General features: G+C 71.5%; 11 protein-coding genes. 3 read left to right on the forward strand and 8 right to left on the reverse strand.

The features are described from left to right. Positions 1-37: 37 nt before the first annotated feature. Both AB0M46_RS28645 and AB0M46_RS28650 read left to right on the forward strand, forming a co-directional pair. Positions 38-589 (forward strand): hypothetical protein, encoded by a 552-nt coding sequence (locus tag AB0M46_RS28645; protein WP_363340838.1) that lies wholly within the window; start codon positions 38-40, stop codon positions 587-589. A gap of 123 nt (positions 590-712) precedes the next feature. Continuing rightward, the gene (locus AB0M46_RS28650) at positions 713-970 is read left to right on the forward strand and encodes a DNA-binding protein (RefSeq protein WP_363340840.1); all 258 of its coding nucleotides are present in this window, start codon (positions 713-715) and stop codon (positions 968-970) included. Positions 971-1,134: 164 nt separating this feature from the next. On the opposite strand, the gene AB0M46_RS28655 is transcribed toward AB0M46_RS28650, so the two are convergent. From AB0M46_RS28655 to AB0M46_RS28690, 8 genes are all read right to left on the reverse strand, one after another. After that, positions 1,135-3,222, reverse strand: coding sequence for a toprim domain-containing protein (locus AB0M46_RS28655; RefSeq protein ID WP_363340842.1), 2,088 nt, complete (start codon positions 3,220-3,222; stop codon positions 1,135-1,137). After that, entirely contained in the window at positions 3,219-5,237 is a 2,019-nt protein-coding gene (locus AB0M46_RS28660) for a TraM recognition domain-containing protein (RefSeq protein WP_363340844.1), read from the reverse strand. Before AB0M46_RS28660 ends, AB0M46_RS28655 begins: the two co-directional genes overlap by 4 nt. A gap of 259 nt (positions 5,238-5,496) precedes the next feature. After that, positions 5,497-6,327 carry a phosphoadenosine phosphosulfate reductase gene (locus tag AB0M46_RS28665; RefSeq protein ID WP_363340846.1) on the reverse strand — a complete coding sequence of 277 codons (831 nt, stop codon included), beginning with the start codon at positions 6,325-6,327 and terminating at the stop codon, positions 5,497-5,499. Beyond that, positions 6,324-7,787, reverse strand: coding sequence for a hypothetical protein (locus AB0M46_RS28670; RefSeq protein WP_363340848.1), 1,464 nt, complete (start codon positions 7,785-7,787; stop codon positions 6,324-6,326). Before AB0M46_RS28670 ends, AB0M46_RS28665 begins: the two co-directional genes overlap by 4 nt. 23 nt (positions 7,788-7,810) lie before the next feature. After that, entirely contained in the window at positions 7,811-9,295 is a 1,485-nt protein-coding gene (locus tag AB0M46_RS28675; protein ID WP_363340850.1) for an SCO6880 family protein, read from the reverse strand. Positions 9,296-9,300: 5 nt separating this feature from the next. Then, positions 9,301-10,737, reverse strand: a complete 1,437-nt coding sequence (locus tag AB0M46_RS28680; protein ID WP_363340852.1) for a hypothetical protein — start codon at positions 10,735-10,737, stop codon at positions 9,301-9,303. A gap of 32 nt (positions 10,738-10,769) precedes the next feature. Next, the gene (locus AB0M46_RS28685; RefSeq protein WP_363340854.1) at positions 10,770-11,507 is read right to left on the reverse strand and encodes a hypothetical protein; all 738 of its coding nucleotides are present in this window, start codon (positions 11,505-11,507) and stop codon (positions 10,770-10,772) included. Between the two features lie 3 nt (positions 11,508-11,510). Then, positions 11,511-11,825: a hypothetical protein gene (locus AB0M46_RS28690; protein WP_363340856.1), complete on the reverse strand. Its 315-nt coding sequence runs from the start codon at positions 11,823-11,825 to the stop codon at positions 11,511-11,513. Positions 11,826-12,179: 354 nt separating this feature from the next. Here AB0M46_RS28690 and AB0M46_RS28695 point away from each other — a divergent pair, with 354 nt between their 5' ends. Further along, positions 12,180-13,274 carry a bifunctional lytic transglycosylase/C40 family peptidase gene (locus AB0M46_RS28695; RefSeq protein ID WP_363340859.1) on the forward strand — a complete coding sequence of 365 codons (1,095 nt, stop codon included), beginning with the start codon at positions 12,180-12,182 and terminating at the stop codon, positions 13,272-13,274. Positions 13,275-13,296: the final 22 nt, after the last annotated feature.

Raw genomic sequence — 13,296 nt, forward strand, 5'->3', positions numbered from 1 at the left:
CGAGACGTCACCGCACGAGAGCGAGACACCCATGGGCATGATCTTCTATCCGGACGGCTTCGAGCTGTACGTCGACAACCCGGGCCACGGCGAGCTGTTCGTCGTCGCGGCGACCGAACCGTGGAACGGCGATCCCCTGGTCCACCAGGAGTGGCGGCTCGACCTCTATGGGTCGGAACTGGGCGAGTTCCTGGCCCGAGTCACCGACCGGGCCCTGGACACCGACCAAGCCTGGCCAGGCCGGGTTCGGTTGCCGGCGTTCATCACCAGCGCGGTAGCCGCCACGCTGCTGCCCGCCCTGCAACGGGCGACCATGTTGGCGATCGGCGGCTCCGACCGATACGAGCGGACCTTCCCCGAAACCGACGAGGCGCCCGCCGGGCCGCTGTGCGTGCGGTGCAACCTTGGCACCCCCTACCCGCCGGGTGCGCTGCCCTCGACTTGGTGCGAGCAGCACGGCCATCGCGCCTACGGCGTCCGGCCCGGCCGGTGGGACCTTGCCCAGGAGCTCCACGGTCACGACCTCGCGATGTGGCAACGGGAACAGGCCCGCGAGCGTGACCGAGCAGCCTGGCAGTCGCGGGGTTGACGGAGACGCTACCCGTCACCGCCCCAGCGTTACGGGGCACTCGTGCGTCCATGCTCGCCGAGCACGCTCGGAACGACATCGAGCGGTGCCGGCCAACAGCCGGCGGCAGGAGGAGCGACCACCATGACCGTCACGACGCAGAACCCCGGCGAGGTATGGACGATCGACGCCGTTCGCAAGCTGCCCGCCACGGTGGACATCGAGACTGCCGGCGCTGTGCTTGGCATCGGCCGTTCCAAGTCCTACGAACTGGCCAAGGCCGGAGAGTTCCCGGTCAAGGTGCTCCACGTCGGCCGGCGCTACCTCGTGCCCACGAACCTAATCCTCAAGCTGCTCGGCATCGACGACACCGAGAGCGGCCGACAGCCAGCGGCGGCATGACGGCGGCAGCAGAACCCGCGCGAGAGTGAACGGCCCCAATTATCGCTGCGCCCGGATGGCGAACCATCCGGGCGCAGTGCGTTGCGAGGTCGCCGCCGGTGACACCTTGACCGCATCGCCGCGCGTCGACCGCCGCGCACAGTGCCGATCGGTGCGACATCAGATCAGCGACGCACGGACGTGCTCGCCGGTCCCGGCGGCAGTGCCAGCCGCGCACCGGCTTGACGAGCTCCGGTCGGCTGGTGATGCGACACGTTTGCACCCGCCTGGTCCTGACGGGCCAGCCGGGCGGCGGTCATCACATCGCGCTGCCGCGCAGCATCGGGGCGCACGACGATAGCGATGGTCTGCGGGCCGGCGAGCTGACGAAGGTTGGCCAGGGTCACGTCCGGCCGGCGCGGTTCGACGGCGGCGCGGAGGAGCTCGGTGCCGACAGCGGCGGTGCGGCGGCCGGCGAGCACGATGCTCGTGGGCGGCAGATCGAGACGGTTGACACCGATCGCGCCACCACGCACCGACGCGGTCAGCAGCTGCCCGCCAGATGGAGAGCGTTGACCGCGCGGTTGCGACGCTCGTTCCGCAGCAGCGCTCGATACCGGCCGCGGCGCAGTTGAGGCGTTGGGGTGCTGAGCGCTGACGGTGTGGTCGACGGTCACAGCAGCGAACCACCTGCGTATCTGGGCGGCGTCGGTGACCGCCCTGGCGTGTGGCGGGCTGGCAGTGGCATAGGCGCGGGCGTCGCCGGCCCAGGCCACGGTGAACTGCCCGGAGCCCGGCTGCGGCCGGTCGCCGTCGAACGAGCAGAGCACGACGATGCTGGCGTTGCCCTGCCGGGTACCAGGTTCGGCGAAGGCAGCGTTGACGGCGACCCGGGCGATCTCGACGGCCTTGTGGGCGCCGACGAGGATCGCTGCGCGCCCGGCGACTTCCGCGGCAAGACGGGCAGCGTCACGGTCGGCGGGATCTGCGCCAACACCTTCGCTGAGGACCCAGGCGGTGTGACCGGTCTTCGGGTCGTGCTGGACCCAGGTTGCAGCCGGAGCATCGGCAGGGCACGTTCGTGCGTATCCATGCCCGACGATGCTGGGGTCGGGGAACCCGCGAGTGCCCAACGCGACGGCATCCCGCCCCCGAGGGTCCGGCACGCCGACCAGGATGGCGTCGTCCTGCGGCGGGTAGATGGTCTCCAGCACCGTCAACGGTTCGACCCGCAATCGCAGGGCCAGCTCAACCGATAGCCGAGCCGCGAGGTCGGGATTGTTCTGGGCAACCTCGCCAATGAACGGCGCTACTGCCCGCACGGCGTTGAGGCGGATCAGCAGCGACTCCGACGCCGGGTCGCGACCGATCCGCGCGAGCTCGTCCAGCCGGGTGCCGAGCCGGGCCAGGTGCGGCCTCAGACGGTGATCGAGGACGACGTCGACCAGCGGCCGGCGCAGGTGGGCGAAGGTTCCGACGGCGCTGGCCGGGCTGGCGGCGACGAGCGACGCAGGGTCGGCGCGGCCCTCCAGCACGATCGCGTCGACGGGTCCCGGCCAGTCCCGCAACAGCTGGTAGGACTTGTCAATGGCGGCTTGTCCAGCGTCGTCGGCGTCGAACGCAGCCACGATCGGTGTTCCCGGCGGCACGGCCGCGGCCAGGAGCGCGACCTGTTCGGCGGTCAGGGCAGTGCCGCAGGGAGCGACGCCGAAGTACGGGTCCGGATAGAGAGTGTCCGGCAGGCTGCGGCGCAGCCGGTCCACGGCCACGACATCGGCCGGGCCTTCCACGAGCATCACCGCCGCGGGCTGAGCGGTGCCGTCGAGCTGCTCGGCGAGCCCATAGAGCAGCTCGCTCTTGTGGTAGATGGCGGTGGTGGTGGTGTTGCGGTACTTGGGCGTGCCGTCGCGGCCGGACAGGTCCCGGCCGGTGAACGCCACGACGTCCCCGTCAGCATTGCGGATCGGGAACATCACCCGGTCGCGGAATACGTCGATGCGGTTGCCGTTGCGCGCGGTGGTGATCAGCCCGGCCTTGAGCAGTTCGTCGTCGGTGAAGCCGTTGCCGCGGAGGTGGTCGCGGAGGATGGTCCAGCCGTGGGGCGCGTAGCCGATGGTCCACGGCGGGTTTGTTGCGCCTGCCGCGATGATGCCGCGGCTGCGCAGGTACGCCAGGGCGCGCGGCTCGTCGAGGAGATGGCTGCGGTAAAACTCGTTGGCGACCTGGTGCGCGGCGATCAGCCGGCCCGCGTCAGCCGGGTGGCCGGCGGTCACGGCTGCCTCGTCGGAGCGTGGAACTGCGGCACGGACGGCTTCACCGTGCGCTGGGCCGCGCCTGGGCCGCCCTCATCGTCGTCGGACGTCTGCACATCCGGGAACCGTGACGCGGTCCCGTCGGATCGGGACGCGGCCGGCGGTGTGGAGGTCGGTGCCCGCAGCACCGGCGGGGCCGGCGCGGCCGGCAGCTGCACCCCGTCCTCGGCAAGGTCGGCGATCAACCGTTCGCGTTCTGCGGCGTCGCTGATCTGCGTGATCGCCTTCGCGGTTGCCAACTGCAGGGCTGGCGCGCCCGGCTGGCGGAACCACGGGTTGAGGCGCAGCAGCGCGGGCCGGGCCCCGGAGGCGAGCAGGATGGCGGTGCCGCGCTTGATGGCGCGGACGTCCTCAGGTCCCATGATCCGCTGCCGGCGGACGCTGACCTGCCGGGACACGCTGCCGGTGCCGTCGCGGGTGAGCGACATGGTGGCCACGTCGTTTTCGCCGATGAGCGAGGACACGTCGGCAGCGAACCGCGGGTCGTCGCCACCGGCGCCGATGAGTTTCACGGTGGCGGCGCCCCACAGGGTGCCCATGCCCTTGTCGCCCCAGACGGTGCTGCCCTGCTGGTAGGTCTGCAGGATGGTGACGAGCACGATGGAGCGGCTGCCGTAGTGGCTGTAGAGCAGCGGCAGATCCGCCAGGGGGCAGATGTTGGCGGCCTCGTCGAGCATGGCCAGCATCGGTGGGTCGAGCCGGCCGCCGCGGGCCTCGGCCCGGCGTACGCCGTGGCGCATGACCTGGTCGGTCAACGCCGCGACCAGCGGCCCGGACGAACCGGCGCCGTCCTTGGACAGCAGGAACAGCGTGTCGGCGCTGACCGGGAAGGCGTCCGGGTCGAATCGCTCGAGTTCGGTGTCGGTGGGTTCGTTGACCCAGGCCATGATCCGCGGGTCCTGCAGACACCTCGCCGCGGTGCGGGCGGTCTCGTAGATGCCGTCACGGGTTTCGGGCGCCCCGTGCTGCCGGCCACGCAGGGCCCGCGCAACCTCGGGATAACCGTGGGCGAACAAGATCCCGACCGGCTGGTCCTCGTTCGCGTCGGCGAGCCATGCCTGTACGTCGCTCATCGAGCCGTGGCTGACCCCGGCGGCGAGGAAGAACGAGGTGAGCAGATCCTCGGCGGCGAGCAGCCAGAAGTCCTCGCCGCGGTCGCGGCGCAACGGCTGCACGAAGTGGCTGGCCACCCGAGCGGCATCCTCCACGGAGGTCACCGCCGTCAGCGGGTCCCACCACCAGCGCTGCCCGATCCGAGTGATGCCCTGCGGATCGAACACCCACACCCGCCCGACCCGAGCTCGGGCGGCGCTGGTGGTGGCCCACAGGTCCGCCTTGTTCGAGGTGGCGAGGACGGCGCCGGGCGCATCGAGGATGAGCGGGACCGCGAGGGCGGTCGTCTTCTGGGCCCGTGGGCCCATGATGGCCAGGATGCCCTCTTCCCATGACGCACGCAGCTGCGGACCGAACCGGCCGCGCGGTCGCTGCATGGTGCCCAGCGCCAGCCCGGTCTGCGCGGCGGGCAGGTCTTTGGCCGGCGTGCCAGCCAGGCTCGGCCGCAGCTGCAGGGCCCGTGCGGCGACACCGGCAGGGGTGAGGTCGGCGACCTCGTGCGGGCGCGCCAGCGAGGGCAGCGGGTCGTCGGCCTCGGTGCGGTGCCGTTCCCACCACACCCACCCGGCGATCACCGGTACCAGCGCCGTGGCCAGGAACAGCCCGAACACCACGGCGACCGCCAGGTGGTTGACGTCCGGGTACAGGACGCTCCACCGGCCGTACAGCACCCCCGTGACGAACTGCGAGCCGTAGCCAGGTCCGGGGTGTCCGCCAGTCACCGCGGCGGTCAAGGCGCCGGCGGCCCAGGCAAGCCACGTCACCGCGATGGCGCCCCACGCGGCGCCGAGCACCACGAACGGCGTCAACGGCATGGTGCCCGCGCTGGCGCGGGGCTGCACCGGCTGTTGAGACAGACTCATCGCAGACCACCCCGAGCGGACAGTCGGTGTTGGCGACGGTGCCGGCCGCCCGGGCGTAGCGGCCGGCGGTGCGCGACGGCGAGGACTACCAGCAGCGCTACGGCAGCGCCGCCGTCAACCTGTGACGGCGGTGTCGAGACGAGGCCGCATCCGACGGTCACCGCCAGCGTGCTGGCGGCAGCGCGCGCCGGAAGCCGCAGCACCATCTGCCGGGCCGGCCGCGCGGCCCGAGCAACGCGTCCACGAACTGGGAGCCGCGTCATGTGAAACACGCCCCGTTGTCGCAGCCGCCGTCGTTGCCGTCGGGCTCAAAGCCGGGCAGCGGGTCCTGCGCCGCGTCGAGGGTCCGCAGGGGCCGATTCCGGGCGGTCAACCAGACCGGATCTCTCCCGAGCCGGGCGCGCCGCTCATTGAGCAGCTCCTCCAGCTGGCAGGACCGCTCGAACAGGTCGGGGCGATCCCGGCGCAGCTCAGACCAGTACATCCGCCGATGCAGCGGACAGAACCAGCAGGCGCTCTTACCCGGCACCGGCAGTCCGGCTGCGGCGATGATCCGCTCGCAGTCGACGCGCCGCAGCGGCGGCTCATGATCCAGCAGCGGATACACCGGCTGCTCGTAGGGCATAGCGCGGCGGTTGTTGACCCGATGGATCTCATCGAGACTGATCCCGATACCGACCCGAGCGGGTGCCGACGGTGCAGCGCCGTGCGCCTTGAGCCACCGACCCATGATTTTGATCTTGAAGTCGGCGGTGCACGAGCGCGTTCCCGGAGCTCCGCTGGACATCCGGACCGGGATCGGCAGGGACCGTGACTGGGGCCGGGTCAGCCGGCCGTACAGGGTTTCGGTGGACCCGTCCCGCCGGATGCGGTGCAGCTCGTGCAGGGCGATGCCGTGCGCGGCGGCGTAGGGCTTGGCGTAGCGCTCCAGGTACGTCAACGTCGCCGGGTCCTCGGAGTCGGCGCCGACGTTGGCGAACAGGAACACCGGATAGTCGATGCGGCCGGCCGCGGCCAGCACCAACAGGGCGGTGGACTGGACACCCCCGCCGTACGCGACGGCCCTCAGTTGACTTTTCGGCGTGTTCATGCGACCCCACCCCGGACGGCTCGGTCGGTGTCGTACAGCCGCGCCTCGTCACCGACCAGGCGCATCGCGACCGGCAGGCCGGGCCGCTCACCGGTCTTGATCAAATATTTCCCGCGCCCGGGGTGGACGCTGCCTGGGAACAGCGCTTCCGGCGCCGCCCACGAGCTGACCATGTCCCGTTCCGGCCCGGAGAGCCGGGTGATGCGGCTGATGCGGTCCAGTTCGCGGCCCGGCAGCGCGCCGAGGATCTTGATGGCGGCTCGCTCGAAGAAGCCCCTCGCCTTCGCGCGGTCCTCTTCGGTGGGCAGGGCCTCCAGGTCGTCGAGACTGTGGGTGATCATGAGGCTGGCCATGCCGCGCTGCCGGTTGAGTCGGGTCAGCGCGTCGGCGTGGTCGACGAGGCCGGGCGCACCCCGCAGCGCCCGCCACAGCTCGTCCATCACGCCGATGAACTGCCGTGGCGGCGCCAACCCCTGTTCGGCGAGGACGGCGGCGGCGTCGACTGTGCCGAAGGCGTAGCTCCAGGTGCACAGCATCGCCGCGGCCACGAGTTGGTCACCGGCCGCCGACACGTGCGAGATGTCCACCGACACGGCCGGCGCGTCGAGGTCGATCGGGGTGGTGGTCGCCTGGTCGAACACGCCGCGCAGCGACCCTTCGCACAGCAGGGCCAGGGTGGGGACCAGTTCGTCGACGCGGCGGCGGTAGTCGGCGTCGGTGCCGGCGCGCGCAGCGGTGCGAACCTCGTCCGGGCCTTCTTCCAGCAGGGCAAGGACGTCGGGGACGGTGGGTTCGCGGTCGAGCCGGTCGGTGAGGATGTCGACGGCCCGGCCGAGGATGATTTCCTCGGGGTTGGTGACCCGCCCGGCGCGGACGAGTGTGCACAGGGCCAGCAGCAGCGACAGGCGGCGCCCGCGGATTTCGAGGCGGAGCCGCAGCGCGTCCGGGCCGCTCATCCGGGTCAGTGCGGCGCCGAGCGGTCCGGCGTCCAGGGGGTTGATCCGGTCCATGCCGCGGCCGACGGTGATGACCTGCCCGCCGAGCTCGCGGATCAGCGGCGTGTAGTCCGGTTTGGTGTCGCCGAGGACCAGGCCGTGCACGCCGTAGCCGACCAGCCCGGTGAGCAGCCGTTTGGCCAGGCTGGACTTGCCGATGCCGGGCTGACCGAGCTGGAACATGCCCGGGTTGGTGACCAGGCCGCTGGTCAGCCACTGCAGGGGGTCGAGGCAGACGACCTCGCCCCACAGCATGTGCCGGCCGATCGGCACCCCGAGCATCGGGGAGCCGGACCCGGCGACGAACGGGTACAGGCCGCAGAACTGCACGGTCGTGGCCTGGTATTCCATGCCCGGCGCGAGGTGGCTGACCCGGCCTGCACCAGGGTCACGCCATCCCCACGACGGCGCGATCGGCTCGGTGCTCAGGCGTGGATCACGGTCCTGTGTGGACTGTCGTTGCACGATGGACTCCTGTCCGCGCATCGTTAGCGGGGCCATTGAGTGGCCAGTTGGGGAGGGCAGATGCCGCACGGCAGCGTGACGGCGAACCCGGCGGCCTGGCTGGCCCGCAGCCGCCGGAGCCGGATCTTCGCCACCTCGGCACGGCTTTCCGCGTCGGCGACGGCGCGGCCGAGGTAGTCCTCGTCGGTCACGGTCACCGTGACGAACATCGACATCAGCCCGACGCCCGCGCCCGCGGCTTCTTCCCGGGCGGCGCGCAGCGCACGTTCCTTGTCGGCCCGATCCCGGGCGTTCTCGTCGCGTTTCTGCGCCGCCCGCAACGCGTCGCGGAAGCTGGCCGCGTTGACCTCACGCTCCACGATGCGCGACGCGTCGGCGGCCGAGGCCGGGCGGTAGAGCAGCGTGACGCGCTTGGGATGCCCGCCCGGTGCCAGGAGCCGGCTCAGCACGTCGGCGTGGACGTTCGCCCGGGGTGCCTCGTGCCAGGCCCAGGACACCGACCAGCCGGAGTCGTGCTGGTACCGGTCGTAGAACTCGGTCGCGGCGATCGGCCCAGCGGTGTCCCAGTCCAGGAACCGCTGCAACCCACCGCTGTCGCCGAGCGCGTTGGCGACGTCGCCGCGAGCGGCCGGATCGTAAGCGGCCCGGACCACGCCGAGCAGGTCCGAGGCGGTGGCGCGGCCCAGGACGGTCAGCCCGCAGGAACCCAACGCGTCGGTCAGTCCGGGCAGCGCCCGGCTGACCTCGGACAGCGACTCGTCAAGGTTCCGCGGCCGGGTCGGGGACAGCGCCGGGTCGAAGGTGATGCTGACCCGGGTCTCCACGTCCGCGGCGGCGGCCGGGGACACCTCGACGAGCTGCGCGAGGACCCGTCTGGCCGCGGCTGGGGCGTGCGGCGCGACCCGCCCAGCCACGTAGTGGGCGAGCCGCGATCCGGATGCCGGGGCGGTGTCGACGGTGACCGCGATCCACCGCACCGTCGGCAGGTAGCCGAGCCCAGCCAACCAGGAGCCCCAGTTCGCCACCCACCGCTCGGCCTGGCCCGGGTCGACCAGCCAGGTGGAGGTTGCGGCGACGCGCAGGGTGACGGTCATGGTGCCGAGCCGGCGGTGCCACACGACGCCGTAGTCGCCGGCCGGGTCCTCCACCGACAGCAGGGTGGTCGGGGCCAGCACACCTGGCAGCTGCCAGCCGTGCGGGTGCGCTGCGGCTACCCCGGATCGGTAGGCGGTGTAGCCTCGGGCGGAACCCCAGCCCCACCGGATGCGTTGCAGCAGCCCGTGCAGCAACGGCACACCATCCCAGCGCAGCACGGTCCCGCCGATGAGCATCAGCGCCGGCCCGGCGACGATCACGCCGACGGTCCGGTCCACGGAGATCGCGATGATGAGGACGGTGAGCGCGATGACGACCGCGAGCGTCTGCGCCGATCCCAGGCCCATCAACCCGATGCCGCGACTTCGGCGCCAGCCGCCATAGGTTCGTGCCGGGCTTTCCGATGCGGTCATGACGCTCACGTCTCCTTCGTCGGGTCGTCGAGGGCGTTGGCGGCAGCGTTAGCGGCAGCCGTGGCGGTCTCAGTGACCGTGCTGACCACTTCGGTGGCGCCGACGACCGCCAGCCCGGCCGGTCCGGCTGCGGCAGCGGCACCCGTCGCCGCGCCGCTGGCGGCACCCGCCGTTGCAGCACTGCCCGTGGCACCAGACGCTGCTGCCGTCGGAGCGGCAGCCGTGGTGGATGCAGCGGCGCCTGGTGCTTCCCCGGCTGAGGTGATGTTGGCGACCTTCCCGCCGCCGGCTTCACCGACGAACGCCGGCGGTTTGAGTCCCCCGCCGGGACCGGGTGCGCCGCCCGAGCCGGGACCAGGACCGGACGTTGGGCCGGGACCTGGACTGGGCGGGTCGCGATCGTCCGGACCGCCGCCGGGACCGGATGGACCAGGGCCGGGGTCGGCACCACCGGGACCGCTGGCCGGGCCGGGCCGGTCGAACGCGTCGGCGAGGTAGCGGGCGTGCATGCCGGCGTCGAATCCGCCCAGCACCGACGATGCGGCGTGCATACCGGCGGCTCCGGCGGTGGCGAACATGCCGAGCCCGCCGTTACTGCTCTGCAGTGAGCCGATGGTCCAGTTGAAGAACTTCATCAGCGCGGGCAGCGCGACCAGGGCGATGACCATCATGGCCAGGCCCACGAACAGGATCCGCGGATCCGTCGACGTGTTCTCGCCGGTGACGTAGATCGCGGTGGCGTACACCATCGCCGCCATCGGCTTGTAGAAGATCAGCGCGAGTTGCCAGGCCAGCAGCTTGTTCTTCCAGCCGTTGGTGACGTTGGTGAAACTGCCTGCTGCGGCCAGGGGCGTGAGCGCGGCAAGGATGACGACGGAGCCGTCGCGGAACAGCATCAGGAACGCCTGGGTGAGCGAGGCGAGCAACGCGAGCGTGGCGGCCAGAATCACCACGACCTCGGGGAAGCCGCCACCAGAGGCCGGTACGGCGATGGCGCCGAGCCGTTTACCAAGGCTGGGATTCCCGACCGACTGCAGCGCGGCGGCCAGCACGGCGTTGCTGAACTGGTCGCATCCGGTCAGCAACAGTTGGGTGCCGAAGATCCCGACGGCCGCCCACAGTGCCGTGTTCCACAGTCCCCGCAGCACGTTCACCAGCGGGGCCGGCTTGCGGCTCAGCACCATCATGATGGCCTGCCACAGGATGCCGCCGACGGCGACAGCCGCGGTGATCGGCATGATGAGCGCGCGCAGATGCGTGACGGCGTCGATCGGCGTCGACGATGCGGTGATGTTCTGCGGGTCGGCGTAGAGGCCGAGCGACGGCACGGCCACCCACCAGGTTGCGCAGAGGTCGATGCCCCACAACGCTGCGGTGATCATCATCTGTTCGAGGCGACCGAAGAAGGTGTCGGCGACCGCCGTCGCGATGGCGTTGCCCATGCAGTTGGTGTCCCACGGGGCGCACATGGTGATCAGCCCCCCGCCGGGAAGCCGGCGTAGCCGGCGGTGCTCTGCACGAGGACTGCTGCGGTGTTCCAGTCGCCGCGACTCGGCGCCTGCAGCGCCCAGTCGTTGCTGACCCACCGCATCTGGACCGTCAGCGCTATCCGGGTCGGGCCGGACTGGCTCGGTCCTTCGATGAGCAGCCCGACCTCGACGGCGTCGGGGGATGCGGCCCCGATCCGGTAGCTGGTAACGGTCGAATACAGCTGTCCGGCCGGCTCGCCAGGCGCGACGCCGAACTGTGCCCGCAGCTGCTGGTACTCCTCGTCCACGGCCGCGAGCAGCCGGTTGGTGTCAGGGCCGACGACCTGCTCTCGGAAGGTGGGCTCGTACACACCCGGGCCGGCCTGCGGCGACAGCCGCACAGTGATGTGGGCGGCGGCGAAGACCGCTCCCATCGCAGTGTGGGCGAATCCGCGGGCACGGCCGGCGCTCGTGTCACGTGGCCCGTCCGCGCCTGCGGGCAGGTGCGCTCCGGCAACGGTGACCCACTGCAGGGCCGCCGGTGACGTCGGCCCGGCTTGCGGTCCCGCGGGAGCGGCGGTCTCGGCGGTAGCCGTTGGTGGCGCGGGCGCCGGGTTGCCCCAGCGCCCCACCGTCGCGACGAGCACGCCGACGACGGCGACCACGATCAGCACAACGGCCGCCACCGCGGCAACCACGGCGCGGGTGCGCCGTCTGGCTGCCAGGGTGATGTCGTCCGTCATGGCCTACAGCACCGCCCCGACGACCGTGGCGGCGACCGCGCCGAGCGTCAGGCCGCCCAGCACCCAGGGAATGCCGGTGGCGCCGTCGACCGCGGTGGAGCTGCGGTTGCGGCGGCCCATGATCATCATGCCGGCGCAGATGAACATGCCGAGGATGCCGGACACGATCAGCGCCCACTTTGCCCAGCCCAGCAGCTGGGTGACGAGCGCCCCGAGTCCGGGGATCGGCTGCGAGGGAGGGTCCAGGTTCACCGGACCCCCGGTGGGGTCAGGGGCGGCCAGCACGTTGAACGCGACGTCTGCCAGATGTGTGAGCACGCGTGCTCCTTCGTCCAGGTGACCCACCGCGGTGGTGGGTCGTGACCTGGACGATCAGCCGGCGGTGTGGACGAAAGCGTTGATGCACAAGGTGATGCGGGCGCTACGGGCGCTACGGGGTAGCGCCACCACCCACCGTTGACGGGTTCGGTGGAGCAGTCACCGACGCCGAGGAGTTGCCATGCCCGTCACATCGCGATCGCATATCCGAACGCCGCACGGCGTTGCAGCGGACCGGGGCAGAGCTGGCAAGGAACCTTGCCCGGCCACGGTGGACAGTCAGGCCGGCGCCAGGGCCGGCCGGAGCGGCGAGCGCCGTGACCGGGCACTTGGCGGCGTCTGGGGTGCTCGGCAGTGAGCGCGCAGGAGCAATCGGGAGGTGCCGGCACGCGGTGGGTCGTCATCGCCGGCCTGATCGTGCTGCTCGTTCTCGGCGGTTGCTGCTGCGGCGGGTTCGTGCTGGCGGCCTCGGCAGGCTCAACCTTGGCCGCCGCCCAGGCGGGCGGCGGCGGTAACCAGCTGCGGCCCGACGCGCCGGTGCCCGAGCAGTACCTCGGGTACGTGCGGGCGGCCGGAGCGCTGTGCCCGTCGATCGGACCCGCGGACATCGCCGCCCAGCTCGACCTGGAGTCGAGCTGGAACCCCAACGCCTACACCGACATCGGCGAGGTGCCAGCGAGGGGCATCGCACAGTTCACCGACGCCACCTGGCGGACGTGGGGCTTCGACTACAACCACAACGGCACCAGCTCGCCGTACGACCCGGGCGACGCGATCCTCGCCCAGGGGCGCCTCATGTGCGACCTGGTCGCCTGGGCCGAAACCAACGTCGCCAACGGTCGCCTCGTCGGTGACCCACTCGACCTGGCATGGGCCGCGTACTTCGCCGGTCGCGGCGGCATCCTCGCCGCGGGCGGTGTTCCGGCCTCCGGCCTGGCGCACGACTATCCGCAGCAGATCCGCAGCCGACTGCCGAAGTACGCCGTCGACACCGGCGGCGACGGACTTCCCAACGGCGGCGGCGGCATCCCGCCCGGCTACACCCTGCCGTCCGACGCGCAGCAAGCCGCTGCCGTGTCCTTCGCGCTTGCTCAGCTCGGCAAACCCTATGTGTTCGGCGCGGAAGGGCCGGACAGTTACGACTGCTCGGGTCTGATGATGCAGGCGTGGGCGCACGCGGGCGTGCGCATCCCGCGCGTTACCAGCGACCAGGTGCACACCGGGGTCGCCGTGGCCGGGATCGACGTCATGCAGCCGGGCGACCTGATCCTCATCCCCGGATCCAACGGCTCGATGCAGCGACCGGGACACGTGGGCATGTACATCGGCCGCGGTGGCGACGGCCGGCAGTACCTGGTCCAAGCACCGCACACCGGTGACGTCGTCAAGATCACGCCGGTAGCGAACTTCAAGCCGGTTGCGGCCATCCGCCGCCCGGTTACCCGCTGACGCCGCCGCCGCGCCGACAACG

Source organism: Dactylosporangium sp. NPDC051485, from assembly GCF_040682015.1.
In the GTDB taxonomy this organism is placed as follows: Bacteria; Actinomycetota; Actinomycetes; order Mycobacteriales; family Micromonosporaceae; genus Dactylosporangium.

Coding starts and splice junctions, on each gene's coding strand:
- AB0M46_RS28645 (WP_363340838.1), top strand. CDS start 38: ATGATCTTCTATCCGGACGGCTTCGAGCTGTACGTCGACAACCCGGGC.
- AB0M46_RS28650 (WP_363340840.1), top strand. CDS start 713: ATGACCGTCACGACGCAGAACCCCGGCGAGGTATGGACGATCGACGCC.
- AB0M46_RS28660 (WP_363340844.1), bottom strand. CDS start 5,237: ATGAGTCTGTCTCAACAGCCGGTGCAGCCCCGCGCCAGCGCGGGCACC.
- AB0M46_RS28665 (WP_363340846.1), bottom strand. CDS start 6,327: ATGAACACGCCGAAAAGTCAACTGAGGGCCGTCGCGTACGGCGGGGGT.
- AB0M46_RS28675 (WP_363340850.1), bottom strand. CDS start 9,295: ATGACCGCATCGGAAAGCCCGGCACGAACCTATGGCGGCTGGCGCCGA.
- AB0M46_RS28680 (WP_363340852.1), bottom strand. CDS start 10,737: ATGGGCAACGCCATCGCGACGGCGGTCGCCGACACCTTCTTCGGTCGC.
- AB0M46_RS28685 (WP_363340854.1), bottom strand. CDS start 11,507: ATGACGGACGACATCACCCTGGCAGCCAGACGGCGCACCCGCGCCGTG.